At 70.3% G+C, this 15,914-nt stretch carries 12 protein-coding genes; 11 read left to right on the top strand and 1 reads right to left on the bottom strand.

Annotated features, from left to right (window positions below):
* Positions 1-8 precede the first annotated feature (8 nt).
* The 6 genes from AC07RV_RS41930 (at position 9) to AC07RV_RS41905 (ending at position 5,735) form a co-directional block, all read left to right on the top strand.
* Positions 9-1,022: an AraC family transcriptional regulator gene (locus tag AC07RV_RS41930; protein WP_296788880.1), complete on the top strand. Its 1,014-nt coding sequence runs from the start codon at positions 9-11 to the stop codon at positions 1,020-1,022.
* Between the two features lie 59 nt (positions 1,023-1,081).
* Positions 1,082-1,285, top strand: coding sequence for a hypothetical protein (locus tag AC07RV_RS41925; RefSeq protein WP_296788882.1), 204 nt, complete (start codon positions 1,082-1,084; stop codon positions 1,283-1,285).
* A 231-nt stretch (positions 1,286-1,516) separates the two neighbouring features.
* On the top strand, positions 1,517-2,017 hold the full coding sequence (locus AC07RV_RS41920; protein ID WP_296788884.1) for a pyridoxamine 5'-phosphate oxidase family protein: 501 nt from the start codon (positions 1,517-1,519) through the stop codon (positions 2,015-2,017).
* 14 nt (positions 2,018-2,031) lie between these two features.
* On the top strand, positions 2,032-4,275 hold the full coding sequence (locus tag AC07RV_RS41915) for a hypothetical protein (RefSeq protein ID WP_296788885.1): 2,244 nt from the start codon (positions 2,032-2,034) through the stop codon (positions 4,273-4,275).
* 19 nt (positions 4,276-4,294) lie between these two features.
* Positions 4,295-4,921, top strand: a complete 627-nt coding sequence (locus tag AC07RV_RS41910) for a helix-turn-helix domain-containing protein (protein ID WP_296788886.1) — start codon at positions 4,295-4,297, stop codon at positions 4,919-4,921.
* 52 nt (positions 4,922-4,973) lie between these two features.
* Positions 4,974-5,735 (top strand): sulfite exporter TauE/SafE family protein, encoded by a 762-nt coding sequence (locus AC07RV_RS41905; RefSeq protein WP_296788888.1) that lies wholly within the window; start codon positions 4,974-4,976, stop codon positions 5,733-5,735.
* Positions 5,736-5,745: 10 nt separating this feature from the next.
* On the opposite strand, the gene AC07RV_RS41900 is transcribed toward AC07RV_RS41905, so the two are convergent.
* A complete protein-coding gene (locus AC07RV_RS41900; RefSeq protein WP_057593235.1) occupies positions 5,746-6,378 on the bottom strand; it encodes a response regulator in 633 nt (210 codons plus the stop codon).
* A gap of 431 nt (positions 6,379-6,809) precedes the next feature.
* Here AC07RV_RS41900 and AC07RV_RS41895 point away from each other — a divergent pair, with 431 nt between their 5' ends.
* The 5 genes from AC07RV_RS41895 (at position 6,810) to AC07RV_RS41875 (ending at position 15,908) form a co-directional block, all read left to right on the top strand.
* Positions 6,810-7,286, top strand: a complete 477-nt coding sequence (locus AC07RV_RS41895; RefSeq protein ID WP_296788889.1) for a response regulator — start codon at positions 6,810-6,812, stop codon at positions 7,284-7,286.
* Between the two features lie 266 nt (positions 7,287-7,552).
* The gene (gene glgB / locus AC07RV_RS41890) at positions 7,553-9,460 is read left to right on the top strand and encodes a 1,4-alpha-glucan branching protein GlgB (protein ID WP_296788890.1); all 1,908 of its coding nucleotides are present in this window, start codon (positions 7,553-7,555) and stop codon (positions 9,458-9,460) included.
* Entirely contained in the window at positions 9,457-11,670 is a 2,214-nt protein-coding gene (locus tag AC07RV_RS41885) for an alpha-1,4-glucan--maltose-1-phosphate maltosyltransferase (protein WP_296788891.1), read from the top strand. Before glgB ends, AC07RV_RS41885 begins: the two co-directional genes overlap by 4 nt.
* Before the next feature lie 11 nt (positions 11,671-11,681).
* Positions 11,682-15,020, top strand: a complete 3,339-nt coding sequence (treS, locus tag AC07RV_RS41880; RefSeq protein ID WP_296788893.1) for a maltose alpha-D-glucosyltransferase — start codon at positions 11,682-11,684, stop codon at positions 15,018-15,020.
* Between the two features lie 27 nt (positions 15,021-15,047).
* Positions 15,048-15,908 carry a mechanosensitive ion channel family protein gene (locus AC07RV_RS41875; RefSeq protein ID WP_366928601.1) on the top strand — a complete coding sequence of 287 codons (861 nt, stop codon included), beginning with the start codon at positions 15,048-15,050 and terminating at the stop codon, positions 15,906-15,908.
* Positions 15,909-15,914: the final 6 nt, after the last annotated feature.

Raw genomic sequence — 15,914 nt, 5'->3', positions numbered from 1 at the left:
ATTCGGTCTTGCTGAACACGATCCCCCCGGCCTCCGCCTCCCGCGCCCACACGCCCAGCGCGCCGCGCCCCAAGCTGCCGCTGCCCGCGGTGGCACCGCGCCCGCGCGGCGGCGCGCGCGCCCGCGCACTCGATGCGCGGCGCAACGCCGCCGCCGCCGCGCCCGAGCCGGCCGACACGCGCGTCACCCTCCACTGCGAGAGCTCGCCCACCTCGTCGGCCCGCAGCCAGGAAACGAACTGCCTGCACGAGCACGAGCTGCACCTGATCGGCGCCGCGCCCGCGCGCCTGCGCGTGGGCCAGGGCCTCGACGAGGAAACCCATCGCTTCGCGCCCGGCAGCCTGGTGCTGCTGGGACCGCGGCTGCCGCACAGCCTCGCGTTCGAGCACCACCCGCTGCACGGCGGCGGCAATGCCGGCGGCCTGGTGCTGCGCTTCGGCGACGAGCCGCTGCGCCGCGGCATGGAGCTGTTTCCCGAACTGCGCGACGCCGCGCCGCTGCTGGCGCGCGCGCGGCAGGGCGTGCATTTCGTGGGCCTGGGCGAAGGCATCGTCTCGCGGCTGCGGCGCATCGAGATGCTGCAGGGCCTGGCGCGCTTCGCCGAGTTCACGGTGCTGCTCAACGAGCTCTCGCAGTGGTCCGAGTACCGGCTGCTGGCCGACGCCGCCTTCACCGACGATTCGCTCGGCGAGCACGGCGCCGCGCTGCGCATCCACAAGGCGCTCGACCACATCCGCGACAACTATGCCGAGGGGCTGTCGCTGGCCGAGGTGGGCGCCATCGTCGGCATGCGCGAGAACGCCTTCTCGCGCAGCTTCCGCCGCGCCACCGGCCAGACCTTCACCGACTTCGTGATCGGCCTGCGCGTGGCGCGCGCCTGCCGCCTGCTGGCCTCCACGCGCCAGCACGTGAGCAGCATCTGCTACGAGGTGGGCTTCAACAACATCTCGAACTTCAACCGGCATTTCCGGCGCATCAAGGGCATGACGCCCGGCGAGTTCCGCGCCGCGGCGCGCAGCTGAGGAAGATTCGTCGCCCACGGCCTACAGACAGGGCCCGCCGATCGGATCAAGGTCGGGCCATGACACATCCGATCGAACTCATCGTGGACGAGCCGGCACCCGGATCCTTTGTCTGGCGCCTGCTCGAGACCGACGACAGCGGGGGTCATCCCCGCGTGCTGCGCAGCGCCTTCGACCCTGCCGACAGCTACGAAGTGGCGCTCGCGACCGGCGAGCGCGCGCTGCACAGCGAAATACGCCAGCGCGCGGCCGCCGCGGCCTGAGCGCGCTGCGTCTTCTCTCTTCCTGGATCGGCGGGCTCGCGCGGCCCGCGGCGCAGGGCTGCGCCGCACCGGCTCGCGATCGCACCCCGCCCGCTGTCGGCATCGGATGACATGGCCGTGCGCCGTGTGACCGCGCGACAGCCCGGGCTCCCACCGTACGGTGGTCCCCAGACATCGGCACTTCGCCGGTCGATCCCCCCGCTTTTTTATTCCACCCCTGAAGGAGACCCCATGACCGCCACCACCACCGACCAAAGCAAGCTCTGGGACCTGATCAAGGACACGCGCTACGGCATGCTCACGCACCGCCACAGCGACGGCCAGCTGCACAGCCATCCGCTGACCACGCAGAACAAGGACGGCGACGAGGCCGGCACGCTCTACTTCTTCGTGCCGAAGAACGGCGACATCGCGCGCCACGTCGCGAGCGACCCGGTCGTGAACATCGCCTATGCCAACACCGACAGCGACAGCTACGTGTCGATCTCGGGCCGCGCCGAGGTGCGCGAGGACGCCGCCAAGAAGCGCGCGCTGTTCAGCAAGATGGTCGAGGCCTGGTTCCCGAAGGGCGTGGACGATCCCAACCTCGGCCTGCTGGCCGTGAGCGTGGTCGAGGCCGAGTACTGGGACGTGGACGACAGCAAGATGGTCCAGCTCTACAAGATGGCCAAGGCCGCCCTCACCGGCGAACCGCCGAAGAACCTCGGCGAGCACAAGAAGGTCGCGGTCTGAGGGCAGCCGGAGCGATGACAGAGGCAACGACCGCACAAGCCGCCGGTACGCCCGGCGCCACGGCCCCCTCGCCGGCACCGCACCGCTGGCAGTTCATGCGCGCCGGCGGCGTCGACCAGGTGGTGTTCCGCAGCGGCGAGGACATCGCGCGCATCGCCGAGCTCGACCAGAAGCTCTGGGTCGCGCTGGCCTGCCCCACGCGCGGCATCGACTTCGATCCGCGCACGCTGGATTTGATCGACACCGACCATGATGGCCGCGTGCGCCCGCCCGAAGTGATCGCGGCCTGCCAGTGGGCCTGCGAGCGGCTGCGCAGCGCCGACGTGCTGCTCTCGGGCGGCGGCACGCTGTCGCTCGACGACCTCGACGGCGCGAAGGCGCCCGGCGCCGAACTCGCGAAGGAGGGCCGGCGCATCCTCGACCTGCTCGGCCGGGAAGACACGAACACGCTCACGCTGGCCGACATCTCCGACCGCGGCGAATGGCTGGCCGCGATGCGCTTCAACGGTGACGGCGTGGTGACGTCCGAGACCGCCGAGGACGAGGCGCTGCGCGCGACCATCGCCGAGGCGATGCGCAGCCACGGCAGCACGCCCGACCGCCACAAGCAGACCGCCGGCATCGACCGCGCGCGCGCCGAAGCCTTCATGGCCGACGCGGCCGCGATGCGCGACTGGTACGCCAAGGGCGCCGATGCCGCGCTGCTGGCGCTCGGCGACCGCACGCTGGCCGCGGCCGAGGCGATGCGCAAGGTGGCGGCCAAGATCGACGATTTCTTCGCGCGCTGCCGCGTGGCCGCCTACGACGTGCAGGCCGTGACGGCGCTCAACCCTTCCGCCGAGGCCTACGACGCGCTCGCGGGCCACACGCTCGATGCCAACGCGCATCCGATCGCCGAGCTGCCGCTGGCGCCGATCACGCCGCACCGTTCGCTGCCGCTGCGCGGCACCAGCCTCAACCCCGCCTGGGCCGAGGCCATCGCGGTCTTCGCGCGCGACGCGGTGACGCCGCTGCTCGGCGCGCGCGACACGCTCGAGGACGACGAATGGCAGGCACTGCGCCAGCAGCTCGGCGCCTGCGATGACTGGATCGCGTCGCGGCCGGCCAATGCGCTCGCGGGCCTGTCGCACGAACGCATCGAGGCGCTGCTCGCCACGCGCGAAGCCCTGCTCGCGCTGATCGCCGAGGACGAGGCGGCCGAGAGCCACAACAAGCTGCTGGTCGATCTCGAGAAGCTGCTGCGGCTGCAGCGCGACCTCAAGCTGCTGCTCGACAACTTCGTCTCGTTCAAGGCCTTCTACCGGCGCGAGGGCGCGATCTTCCAGGCCGGCACGCTCTACCTCGACGGGCGCAGCTGCGAGCTCACGGTGCAGGTGCAGGACACGGCCAAGCACGCGGTGCTCGCGGGCCTGGCGAAGACCTGCCTGGCCTATTGCGACTGCACGCGGCAGGGGCAGAAGATGAGCATCGTCGCGGCCTTCACCGCGGGCGACGTGGACTTCCTGTTCGTCGGCCGCAACGGCGTGTTCTACGACCGCCAGGGCCGCGACTGGGACGCCACCATCACCAAGCTGATCGAGAACCCGACCAGCGTGGCGCAGGCCTTCTTCGCGCCCTACAAGAAGTTCGTCCGCATGATCGAGGAACAGGTGGCCAAGCGCGCGGCCGCGAGCGAGGCCGGTTCGCAGACGGCGCTGCAGTCGCTGGCCGGCAAGGTCGCGACCGCCGACCAGGCCGCGGGCGCCGATCCCGCGAAGGCGCCGGCCAAGCCGCCGCTGCCCGCCACCAGCCGCGTCGACGTCGGCACGGTGGCCGCGATCGGCGTGGCGCTCGGCAGCATCAGCGCGGTGCTGGTCGGCATCTTCGGCAAGTTCATCGACCTGGGGCAATGGATCCCGGTGGCGCTGATCGGCATCGTGATCGCGATCTCGGGCCCGAGCATGCTGATCGCCTGGCTCAAGCTGCGCCAGCGCAGCCTGGGGCCGATCCTCGATGCCAGCGGCTGGGCCATCAACGGCCGCATGAAGGTCAACGTGCGGCTCGGCGGCATGCTGTCCCAGACCGCGCACGTGCCGCCGGGCGCGCGGCGGATCGCGCCCGATCCCTACCGCGAGCGGCACGGGCTCACGGGCGCGGTGGCGGCCGTCTGCATCGTCGGCGCGGTGGCGGTGCTGGCCTGGCGCATGGACTGGCTCGACGAGCGGCTGCCGCCGCAACTGCAGCACGACCCGGCCGCGGCGAGCGCGCCGGGCGCCTGAGCGCGCCAATAATCGGGCCATGACCCGGCCCGATGCCGCCCCGCCCTGCTGGCACTACGCGCCGGCGCCGCACGACGGCGTCGAGCTCGCCCACTGGCAGGGCACGCAGGTGCCGCTGCTGCAGCCGCATTTCCATCGCCAGACGCAACTGAGCTTCGTGCTGCGCGGCAGCCGCGTCGTCGAGGCCGGCGGCCAGCGCTTCGAACTGCGGGCCGGCGACTGCCTCGCGATCCCGGCGGGCGTGGCGCACCGCGGCCTCGCGCACACGCACGCGGGCACGGTCTGCCTCAACGTCTACGCGCCGGCCGAACGCACGGGCGCGGCCTGCGTGCTCGATGGCCAGGCGCTCGATGCGCTCGAATGGCACGAACCGGTGTCGAGGATCGCGCGGCGGCTCGGCCTGGGCCGCGAGGCCTTCACGCGCCGCTTCGCCGCGCAGACCGGGCTGCCGCCGCATGCCTGGCGACTGGTCGACCGGCTCAACGTCGCGCGCGAACGGCTGCGCGGCGATGCCGAGCTGGCGGATCTCGCGCTCGAGCTGGGCTTCACCGACCAGAGCCACCTGGGTCGCCACTTCCGCCGCGTGTTCGGCGTGTCGCCCGGCCGCTACCGGCGCGGCATGCGGCCTCCCTCACAAACGTCCTAGATCGAAGCCGCGCGCGTTCCTAGCATCCCGTCTTTTGCACGGGAGATGGGCGATGGAACCGATGGTCATGGCGCTGCTGTTCGCGGCCGGCGTGGTGGGCGGGGTGGTCAATGCGATCGCGGGCGGCGCCACGCTGATCACCTTCCCGGCCATGCTCGCGGCCGGCCTGCCGCCGGTGGTGGCCAATGCATCGAACGCGGTCGCGATCTCGCCGGGCCATCTGCTCGCCGCAGTGGCCGATCGCGAGAAGCTGCCCGCGGCCGACCGCCGGCTCGCGCTCTCGCTGGCCGCCGCCACGCTGGGCGGCATCGCGGGCGCGCTGCTGCTGCTCGCACTGCCCGAGGCCGCGTTCCTGCAGCCGGTGCCGCTGCTGATCGGCCTCGCGACCGCGCTGTTCGCGTTCGCGCCGCGGATCCAGGCCTGGGCCGCGCGGCGGCGCGAGGGCGCAGCGCCGAACGCGCTCGCGGGCACGGCCGCGCTCACGGCCGTCTCGGTCTATGGCGGCTTCTTCGGTGCGGGACTCGGCGTGATGCTCAGCGCGCTGCTGGCGATCGAGGACCCCGACGACATCCGACGCGTGAAGGTGCTGAAGAACCTGCTGGCCACGGCCGTCAGCCTGGCGGCGATCGTGATCTTCATCGCGCGCGGCACCGTGCACTGGCAGGCCACGCTCGCGATGCTCGCGGGCGCGCTGCCCGGCGGCTGGGCCGGCGGTCAGCTGGTGCGGGTGCTGCCCGCGCAGGCGGTGCGGCGCGTGGTGATCGCGGCCGGCCTCTTCATGAGCGCGTACTACGCGGCGCGCATCTGGTTCTGAAGCCGCGGCTTCAGTCGATCAGCTGCGCCTTCATCGCGTAGTAGGTCAGGTCGCTGTTGGTGTTGAGGTGCAGCTTCTCGAGCAGCCGGGTGCGGTAGGTGCTCACGGTCTTGACCGACAGCGACAGCGCATCGCCGATGCTGCCCACCGATTCGCCCTTGGCGAGCTTGAGGAACACCTGGAACTCGCGCTCCGACAGGTGCTTGTGCGGCGGCGCGTCGTCCTTGCGGTCGAGCTGGTTGGCGAGGATCTCGGCCACCGAGGGCGTGATGTAGCGCCGGCCCAGCGCCACGGTGCGGATCGCGTTGGCGATCTCCTCGGGCTCGCAGTCCTTGTTGAGGTAGCCCGAGGCACCCTGGCGGATCAGGTTCACCGCGTAGTGCTCCTCGGGGTAGGCGCTCAGCACGAGGATGCCGAGGTCGGGGGCTTTCGCGCGGATCATGCCGAGCGCGTCGATGCCGCTCTGGCCGGGCATCGAGAGGTCCATCAGCAGCACGTCGAGCTCGGTGGTGCGCACGAGGTCGATCGCCTCGCGGCCCGACGAGGCCTCGCCGGCGACGCGGAATTCCACGAAACCCGAGAACAGCGCCTTGAGGCCCTCGCGAACCACGGCATGGTCATCCACTATTCCGATCTTGATCATGATGCGTTTCTCCTGGTCCATTCACATGAGGCGCCCGGAATTCGGGCAGGGCGCAACGATGCCATAGCGAAGGCCCGTGCGGCAGGCCTCGCACCCAACACGGGCCCTTGTCCTGCACGGGAATGGAACGGCGTCTTGCGCGATCGCCGGACTGCGCCGACACGGCGCTGCCTCCGGGTGCGAAAAGGGTAGGAAGCGAGGAATTCCTTGGCGTTCGCCGCGGCCTCGCGCCCGGGCCCGGCCTTCGAGTGCGCGGCGCATTCCCCGCGCCCGCACGCGGTGCCGTCCGACAGACGCATCCTCTTACGCTGGTTAGCTTGGAATGCAATCCCTTCATCCACCACACACATTCATTCGGCATCGCCCTGCCGCCTGTCGCGTCGACGTCTTGCGCCGAAGCCCCGGGTGCACGGCATTTCCGTCATCCCGACATGAACGCCACCGCCAGCACGCCCTCCGCACCTTCGGCACCCTCCGCGAACGCACCGAGCTTCGTCGACCGCCCTTCCTCCTTGTCCTCCGATTCACCACCGTCCGCCGACCCGAACCGATTGCGCATCCTCGTGGTCGAGGACGACGCGGACGCGATGGCCACCTCGCTCGAGGCCCTGCGCGCGATCGGGCACTGGGCCACCGGCGTGCGCAGCGCCGAGTCGGCGATCACGCGCTACATGCGCGGCGCCTTCGACCTGCTGATGCTCGACGTGGGCCTGCCGGGCCTGTCGGGCAAGGACCTCGCGGCCAAGCTGATGGCGATCGAACGCATCCCGGTGATCTTCGCCTCGGGCGAACCCGAGCCCGCGCAGCCGCCGGCCGGCAGCGTGTGGCTGCGCAAGGCCTACGCGCTCGAGGATCTGAACCGCGCACTCACGCGCGCCTGCTCGGGCCCGGTGCGCGACGCGGCCTGATCGATTGAAAGGGGCCGCGCGGCCCCTTCTTTTTTTCTCTCTTCCCGCTCGCCAGCCCGCGCGAGCGCACCGTCCTTCGCATCGCCCGCGCGTTGCATCGGTGTTCCATTTTTCCGGACGGCTTCTTCTCCGACAGATCGAAGCGGTGAACGCTTCGACGCAAGCACGCGCGCTTCGGGGGAAATGGATTTCTCCCCGCCTTACCGGTCTTCGGCGATGGACCCGCGAAGAGGTCCGCGCCCGGGACACCGTTCCAAGGAATCACCGTGCTTGCTGTCCACCCCCCCGCTGTCTTCGATGACACCGACGCCTATCTTTTTCGCGAAGGAACCCACGCGCGCCTGTTCGACAAGCTCGGCTGCCATCCGCACGAGGACGGCGGCGCCGACTTCGCCGTGTGGGCGCCCAATGCCGAGTCGGTCTCGGTGGTGGGCGACTGGAACGGCTGGAACGGCGACGCCGATCCGCTGAGCCCCGTGCCCGGCGACAGCGGCGTGTGGCGCGGCCATGTCGACGAAGTGCGGCCGGGCCAGACCTACAAGTACCGCATCCGCTCGCGCCAGCGCGGCCACGTCGAGGACAAGGCCGATCCCTTCGCCTTCTCGTCGGAACTCGCGCCGGCCACCGCCTCGCGCGTGCACCGCCTCGGCGAAGGCCACGACTGGGCGGACGGCGACTGGATGGCCACGCGCCATGCGCGCAACGCGCTCGATGCGCCGATGGCGATGTACGAGGTGCACCTGGGCTCGTGGCGGCGCGAGGACGGCCAGTTCATGGGCTACCGCGCGCTGGCCCATGCGCTGGCCGACTACGTGAACGACATGGGCTTCACGCACGTGGAGCTGATGCCCGTGACCGAGCATCCGTTCTACGGTTCCTGGGGCTACCAGACCACGGGCTACTTCGCGCCGACCGCGCGCTACGGCACGCCCGAGGACTTCATGTACTTCGTCGACCACCTGCACCAGCGCGGCATCGGCGTGCTGCTGGACTGGGTGCCCTCGCACTTCCCGACCGACGCGCACGGCCTCGCCTTCTTCGACGGCACGCACCTGTTCGAGCATGCCGATCCGCGCCAGGGCTTCCATCCCGAATGGAACTCGGCGATCTTCAACTACGGCCGGCCCGAGGTGCGCAGCTTCCTGGTGTCGTCGGCGCTGTTCTGGCTCGACAAGTACCACATCGACGGCCTGCGCGTGGACGCGGTGGCCTCGATGCTCTACCTCGACTACGCGCGCGGCCCGGGCGGCTGGGTGCCCAACCGCCATGGCGGGCGCGAGAACCTCGAGGCCATCGAGTTCCTGCAGACACTCAACCGCGCGGTCTACCGCGACCATCCCGACACCTTCACCGTGGCCGAGGAATCGACCGCCTGGCCGCGCGTGTCGCGCCCGATCGAAATGGACGGGCTGGGCTTCGGCCTCAAGTGGAACATGGGCTGGATGCACGACACGCTGGACTACATGCGCCACGACCCGGTGCATCGCCGCCACCACCACCATGCGCTGACCTTCTCGCTGGTCTATGCGTTTCACGAGAACTTCGTGCTGCCGCTCTCGCACGACGAGGTGGTGCACGGCAAGGGCTCGCTGATCAACAAGATGCCGGGCGACGACTGGCAGCAGTTCGCCAACCTGCGCGCGCTGCTGGCCTTCATGTGGGCGCATCCGGGCAAGAAGCTGCTGTTCATGGGCGCCGAGTTCGGCCAGCGCCGCGAATGGACGCACGACGGCGAGCTCGAATGGTGGCTCTGCGGCCTGCCGGCCCATGCCGGGCTGCAGCGCATGGTGCGCCAGCTCAACCGCGTCTACCGCGAGCAGCCGGCGCTGCACAGCCAGGACTTCACGCCCGCGGGCTTCGAATGGATCGAGGCCGACGATGCCGAGCGCAGCGTGTTCGTGTTCCTGCGCAAGCCCGCGCACGACGGTCCGCCGGTGCTGGTAGCCGTGAACATGACGCCGGTGCCGCGCACCGACCTGCTGGTCGGCGTGCCGTGCGGCGGCATCTGGCGCGAGGTGCTCAACACCGACGCCACCGAGTTCGGCGGCGCGGGCTGGGGCAACTTCGGCGAGGTCGAGGCATCGCCCGTGCGCGCGCACGGCCGGCGCCACTCGCTGAGCCTCACGCTGCCGCCGCTGTCCACCGTGATCCTGCTATCCGAGGGCCAACGATGAAGCGTGAAACCACCCCGATCGGCGCCAAGGCGCCCAAGGGCAAGACCCAGACCCAGACCGCGAGCGAAAGCACCCCCATCCCCCGCACCGAGACCAAGGCCCCCGCGCGCAAGCGTTCACTGCCGCCGCCAGAGCCGCCGCTGAGCTTCGCGCCGGCAACCGTCGCGCCCGATGCACCCGCCCCCGCCGATGGATCCGACGGCCGCATCCGCGCGGTGATCGGCGCGGTGCTGCCCTCGGTCGACGAGGGCCGCTTCCCGGTCAAGGCCATCGTGGGCCAGCGCACGACGATCACGGCGCACTGCTTCACCGACGGCCACGACGTGCTGCGCGTGATGCTGCGCTGGCGCCCCGAAGCGAGCAACGGGGCACGCGACGCGGTGCGCGAACTGCCAATGCGCGCACTCGGCAACGATGTCTGGGAGGCTGCGTTCGCGCCGCCCGCGATCGGGCGCTACCTCTACAGCGTGAGCGCCTGGGTCGATTCCTTCGAGTCGTGGCGCCACGAGATGGCGCGCCGCGTGGGCGAGGACATCCGCATCGCGGCGCTGGCCGCGGCCAAGGACATCGTGGCGGCCGCGGGCCGCGCCGACGGCGCCGACCGCGAAGCGCTCGCGCGCTGGGGCGAGGAACTCGCGCGCGCCGCGGCCGATGGCGCGACCGAACTCCGCGCGGTGCAGGCACTCGCGCTCGACGCCACGCTGGCCGAGGTGGCACGCCGCCATCCCGACCGCAGCCTCGCCGTGACCTCGGCCGAGCTGCCGCTGTGGGCGCAGCGCACGCGCGCGGGCTTCAGCACCTGGTACGAGCTCTTTCCGCGCTCGGCCTCGCCCGAGCCCGGCCGCCACGGCACCTTCCGCGACGTCGAGACACGGCTGTCAGCGATCGCCGCGATGGGCTTCGACGTGCTCTACATGCCGCCGATCCATCCGATCGGCCGCGAGCAGCGCAAGGGCCCGAACAACACGCTGGTGGCCGGTCCCGACGACGTCGGCAGCCCCTGGGCCATCGGCGCCAAGGAAGGCGGGCACAAGGCCATCCTGCCCGCGCTCGGCACGCCCGAGGACTTCCGCCACCTGGTGCAGGCCGCGAACGCGCAGGGCATCGAGATCGCGCTCGACATCGCCTTCCAGTGCGCGCCCGACCATCCCTACGTGAAGGAACACCCCGAGTGGTTCCGCCGCCGGCCCGACGGCAGCGTGCAGTACGCGGAGAACCCGCCGAAGAAGTACCAGGACATCTATCCCTTCCACTTCGAGAGCGAGGACTGGCGCGCGCTGTGGGCCGAGCTCAAGAGCGTGCTCGACCACTGGATCGGCGAGGGCGTGCGCATCTTCCGCGTCGACAACCCGCACACCAAGTCCTTCGCGTTCTGGCAGTGGGCGATCGGCGAAGTGAATCGCGAGCATCCCGAGGTGATCTTCCTGGCCGAGGCCTTCACGCGGCCGAAGGTGATGCACCGGCTCGCGAAGCTGGGCTTCACCCAGTCCTACACCTACTTCACCTGGCGCACCGGCAAGGCCGAGCTGGTCGAGTACTTCACCGAGCTGTCGAGCGGCCCGGGCGCCGACTACTTCCGCCCCAACGCCTGGCCCAACACGCCCGACATCCTGCACGAGCAGCTGCAGGCCGGCGACGCTCCGACCTACATGGCGCGGCTGGTGCTCGCGGCCACGCTCGCGGGCAGCTACGGCATCTACGGGCCGGCCTACGAGCTGCGCGAGCACCGCCCGCGCGAGCACGGCAGCGAGGAGTACCTCGACTCCGAGAAGTACCAGCTGCGGCACTGGAACCACGACGATCCCGAGAGCCTCGCGCCCTTCATCGCGCGCGTGAACCGCATCCGCCACGACAACCCCGCGCTGCAGACGCACCGCGGCGTGCGCTTCCTGCCGGTCGAGAACGACATGCTGCTGGCCTATGCGCGCGAGTCCGTGCCCGACAACGACGAAGCCGAGGCCAACGTGGTGATCGTCGCGGTCAACCTCGATCCGCACCAGGTGCAGTCGGGCTGGATCCACCTCGACCCGGCCAGCATCGGCGTCGACCCCGACGAGGAGTTCCAGGTGCACGACCTGCTGACGAACCAGCGCTACACCTGGCGCGGCCACCACCACTACGTGAAGCTCGATCCGCACAGCGTGCCCGCCCACATCCTCGTGGTGCGCCGGCGCGTGCGCAGCGAGCGCGATTTCGATTACTTCCTCTGAGGGAGAGAGCTATGAATGCACCCGTCTCGCGCATCGCGCTGGAAACCGTCGAGATCGACAACAGCGACGATCCGCTGTGGTACCGCGATGCGGTGATCTACCAGCTCAACGTCAAGGCCTTCTTCGACACCAACAACGACGGCGTCGGCGACTTCAAGGGCGTGACCGCGAAGCTCGACTACGTGAAGGAGCTGGGCGTCAACACGATCTGGCTGATGCCCTTCTATCCCTCGCCGCTGCGCGACGACGGCTACGACATCTCGGCCTACGAGGACGTGAACCCGCAGTTCGGCACGCTCGATGACTTCCGCGAGATGCTCGACGAGGCGCACAAGCGCGGGCTGCGCGTGATCACCGAGCTGGTCATCAACCACACCTCGAGCGAGCACCCATGGTTCCAGGCCGCGCGCAAGGCGCCGCCGGGCTCGCCCGAGCGCGACTTCTACGTCTGGAGCGACACCGACCAGCTCTACCAGGGCACGCGGATCATCTTCACCGACACCGAAACCTCGAACTGGTCGTGGGACCCGGTGGCCAAGGCCTACTACTGGCATCGCTTCTTCAGCCACCAGCCGGACCTGAACTTCGACAACCCGGCGGTGCTGGAGGCGGTGCTCAAGGTCATGCGCTTCTGGCTCGACATGGGCGTGGACGGCTTCCGGCTCGACGCCATCCCCTACCTGGTGGAGCGCGACGGCACCAGCAACGAGAACCTGCCCGAGACGCACGCGGTGATCAAGAAGCTGCGCGCGGCGATCGACGCCGAGTACAAGAACCGCTTCCTGCTGGCCGAGGCCAACATGTGGCCCGAGGACGTGCGCGAGTACTTCGGCGATGGCGATGAATGCCACATGGCCTACCACTTCCCGCTGATGCCGCGCATGTACATGGCGATCGCGCAGGAGGACCGGCACCCGGTGGTCGAGATCCTGCAGCAGACGCCCGACATCCCCGAGGGCTGCCAGTGGGCGATCTTCCTGCGCAACCACGACGAGCTCACGCTCGAGATGGTGACCAGCAAGGAGCGCGACTACATGTACAACATGTACGCGGCCGATCAGCGCGCGCGCATCAACCTCGGCATCCGCCGGCGGCTGGCGCCGCTGATGGAGAACGACCTCGACCGCGTGAAGCTCATGAACGGCATGCTGCTGTCGATGCCGGGCTCGCCGATCATCTACTACGGCGACGAGATCGGCATGGGCGACAACGTGTTCGTCGGCGACCGCAACGGCGTGCGCACGCCGATGCAGTGGAGCCCCGACCGCAACGCCGGCTTCTCGCGCGCCGATCCGCAGCGCCTGTACCTGCAGCCGATCATGGACGCCATGTTCGGCTACGAGGCGCTCAACGTGGAGGCGCAGGCGCGCGACGCGAGCTCGCTGCTGAACTGGACCCGCCGCATGCTCGCGGTGCGCAAGACCAGCCATGCCTTCGGGCGCGGCCGGCGCCGCTTCCTCAAGCCCGGCAACCGCAAGATCCTGGCCTACGTCAGCGAGTACGACGACGACATCATCCTGACGGTGTTCAACCTGTCGCGCGCGGCGCAGCCGGTCGAGCTCGACCTCGCGGCCTTCAAGGGCCGCGTGCCGGTGGAGATGCTCGGGCGCGCGCCGTTCCCGCCGATCGGCGAGCTGCCCTACCTGCTCACGCTGGCCTCGTACGGCTTCTACTGGTTCAAGCTCACGCTCGATGCCGAGATGCCGGTGTGGCACCAGGAGGGCGTGGCGCTGCAGGAGCAGCCGACGCTGGTGCTGTTCGACGGCTGGGACAGCTTCTTCCGCGAGCGCGTGATGCCGTGGCGCATCGGCATGGCCGAGCGCATGCGCACGCAGTTCGAGACCGACACGCTGCCGCGCCACATCGAGATCCAGCGCTGGTATGCCTCCAAGGGCGAGACCATCGAGCGCGCGCGGCTGGCCGACCACGCGGTGTGGGAGGACGGCACCGACCGCTACCTGCTGCCGCTGTTCGACCTCGAGGGCCCGCGCGAGAGCGCCACCTACTTCATGCCGCTGACCCTGGCCTGGGAGGAACGCGAGGAAGAACGCATGAACCGCCTGGCGCAGGCCGGCCTCGCGAAGGTACGCCAGCAGGCCCAGGTGGGACTGATGGGCGACGCCTTCTACGACGAGCCCTTCTGCCGCGCGCTGGTGCGCACCATCGCGCAGGGACTGGAGCTGCCGACGGCCGCGGGCCGGCTGCACTTCCGTCCCACGGCGGCGTTCGCGAAGCTCGGGCTGGACATCGATGCGCTGCCGGTGGGCCGGCCGAGCGCGCAGAGCAGCAACACGGTGGTGACGCTCAACGACACGCTGTTCCTCAAGGGCTACCGCCGGGTGCGCTGGGGCATCAACCCCGAGCTCGAGATGGGCCGCTTCCTGACCGACGTGGTGCAGTACGCCAACTGCGTGCCGGTGCTCGGCGCGCTCGAGTACGTGGGCAACGACGGCCGGGTGATGGCGCTCGCGATGGTGCAGTCGTACATGGCGAACCAGGGCGACGGCTGGACCTTCACGCGCGACTACGTCGAGCGCTACCTCGAGGAGCTGCGCACCGCGCCGGCCGACGCGCTGGCGCCGGCCGATGCGCACGGCGGCTTCGTGGCGCTGGCCGCGACGCTGGGCCAGCGCACCGCCGAGCTGCACCTCGCGCTGGCGCGCCGCACCGGCGACCCGGCCTTCGATCCCGAGCCCACCAGCGCGGCCGATGCCACGGCGCTGCAGACGCATGCGCAGGCCGAGGTCGACACCACGCTGGCGCTGCTTCAGCAGCGGCTGGGCCAGTTGAGCGACCCGGTGCGCGAGCAGGCGCAGCAGCTGCTGGGCCTGCGCGAGGCGCTGCACGCGGCGGTGGCCGCCAGCGTGCCCGCGCAGGGCGGCGGCCTCAAGACCCGCTACCACGGCGACTACCACCTGGGCCAGGTGCTGGTGAGCGGCAACGACTTCGTGATCATCGATTTCGAGGGCGAGCCCGCGCGCGACTTCGAGGAGCGCCGCGCCAAGGCCTCGCCGCTGCGCGACGTGGCGGGCATGCTGCGCTCGTTCAACTACGCGCGCTGGACCGCGCTGCGGCGCGTGGCGCAGAACGCCGAGGAGGCGGCGCGCCTCGATGCCGCGGTGCGCGACTGGGAGCGCGTGACGCGCGACGCTTTTCTCTCGGCCTACACCGGCACGCTGGCCGGCGCGGCCGAGGCGGTGCCGGCCGATGCCGGGCTGCTGCGCCTGTTCGAGATCGAGAAGGCGCTCTACGAGCTGCGCTACGAGCTCAACAACCGCAACGACTGGGTCGAGGTGCCGCTGCACGGCCTGCTCGCCCTGGTCTCGCCCAACCATCGGGCCGCGCGCTGACGCGGACCACAGAAGGAGGAACTCATCATGGACAACTTCGGTTTCCACCTGGAACCCCTGCGCGCGATCCTCTACCAGATCGGCGCCTACCTGCCGCGGCTGCTGGTCGCGCTGGTGGTCGTGTTCGCGGGCTGGCTGATCGCCAAGGTGGTGCGCTTCGCGGTCATCAAGGCGCTGCGCGCGTTCAACTTCAACGTGCTGACCGAGCGCTCGGGGCTGGACAACTTCTGGCGCCAGGGCGGGCTCACGAGCGACACCTCGGCCATCATCGGCGTGCTGTTCTACTGGCTCGTGATCCTGGCCGCGCTGCTGATCGCCTTCAACGGGCTGGGGCTGAGCTACATCGCCGACCTGCTGGGGCGCGCAGTCTGGTTCGTGCCCAACATCTTCATCGCGCTGCTGGTGCTGGCCTTCGGCGCCTACTTCGCGCGCTTCGTCGGCGGCGCCGTGCAGACCTACTGCCGCAATGCCGGCATGCAGGACGGCCAGCTGCTGGGCAAGGCCGCGCAGTATGCGGTGATGGTGTTCGTGGTGCTGATCGCGCTCGACCAGGTGAAGGTGGGCGGCGACATCGTGCGCGAGACCTTCCTCGTGATGCTCGCCGGCATCGTTCTTGCTCTTGCACTGGCCTTCGGCCTCGCGGGCAAGGACTGGGCGGCCGAGCGCATCGAGCACTGGTGGCCGCGCGAACGCCCGCGCGCACCCGGGGTGCCGGCGCGCACACCGGTGACGCCGACCACGCCGGTCACGCCCGTCACACCGACAACGCCTGCCGCCACCGGCACCGAAAGCGCACCGGCACCCGCCGTGCGCCAGCCCGTGGCACCGCGCAGCGACCACGCGCCGGGCCCGTACGACAGCGGCGAGCGCTGGCCGCCACCGCGCTGAACGCGG

Source organism: Variovorax sp. GW821-FHT09B01 (genome assembly GCF_059418345.1).
The sequence above is the reverse complement of the archived record's forward strand: the minus strand, read 5'-3'. Positions and strand labels throughout refer to the sequence as shown.

Coding starts and splice junctions, on each gene's coding strand:
- AC07RV_RS41875 (WP_366928601.1), top strand. CDS start 15,048: ATGGACAACTTCGGTTTCCACCTGGAACCCCTGCGCGCGATCCTCTAC.
- AC07RV_RS41905 (WP_296788888.1), top strand. CDS start 4,974: ATGGAACCGATGGTCATGGCGCTGCTGTTCGCGGCCGGCGTGGTGGGC.
- AC07RV_RS41910 (WP_296788886.1), top strand. CDS start 4,295: ATGACCCGGCCCGATGCCGCCCCGCCCTGCTGGCACTACGCGCCGGCG.
- AC07RV_RS41895 (WP_296788889.1), top strand. CDS start 6,810: ATGAACGCCACCGCCAGCACGCCCTCCGCACCTTCGGCACCCTCCGCG.
- AC07RV_RS41900 (WP_057593235.1), bottom strand. CDS start 6,378: ATGATCAAGATCGGAATAGTGGATGACCATGCCGTGGTTCGCGAGGGC.
- AC07RV_RS41920 (WP_296788884.1), top strand. CDS start 1,517: ATGACCGCCACCACCACCGACCAAAGCAAGCTCTGGGACCTGATCAAG.
- AC07RV_RS41915 (WP_296788885.1), top strand. CDS start 2,032: ATGACAGAGGCAACGACCGCACAAGCCGCCGGTACGCCCGGCGCCACG.
- treS (WP_296788893.1), top strand. CDS start 11,682: ATGAATGCACCCGTCTCGCGCATCGCGCTGGAAACCGTCGAGATCGAC.
- AC07RV_RS41925 (WP_296788882.1), top strand. CDS start 1,082: ATGACACATCCGATCGAACTCATCGTGGACGAGCCGGCACCCGGATCC.
- AC07RV_RS41885 (WP_296788891.1), top strand. CDS start 9,457: ATGAAGCGTGAAACCACCCCGATCGGCGCCAAGGCGCCCAAGGGCAAG.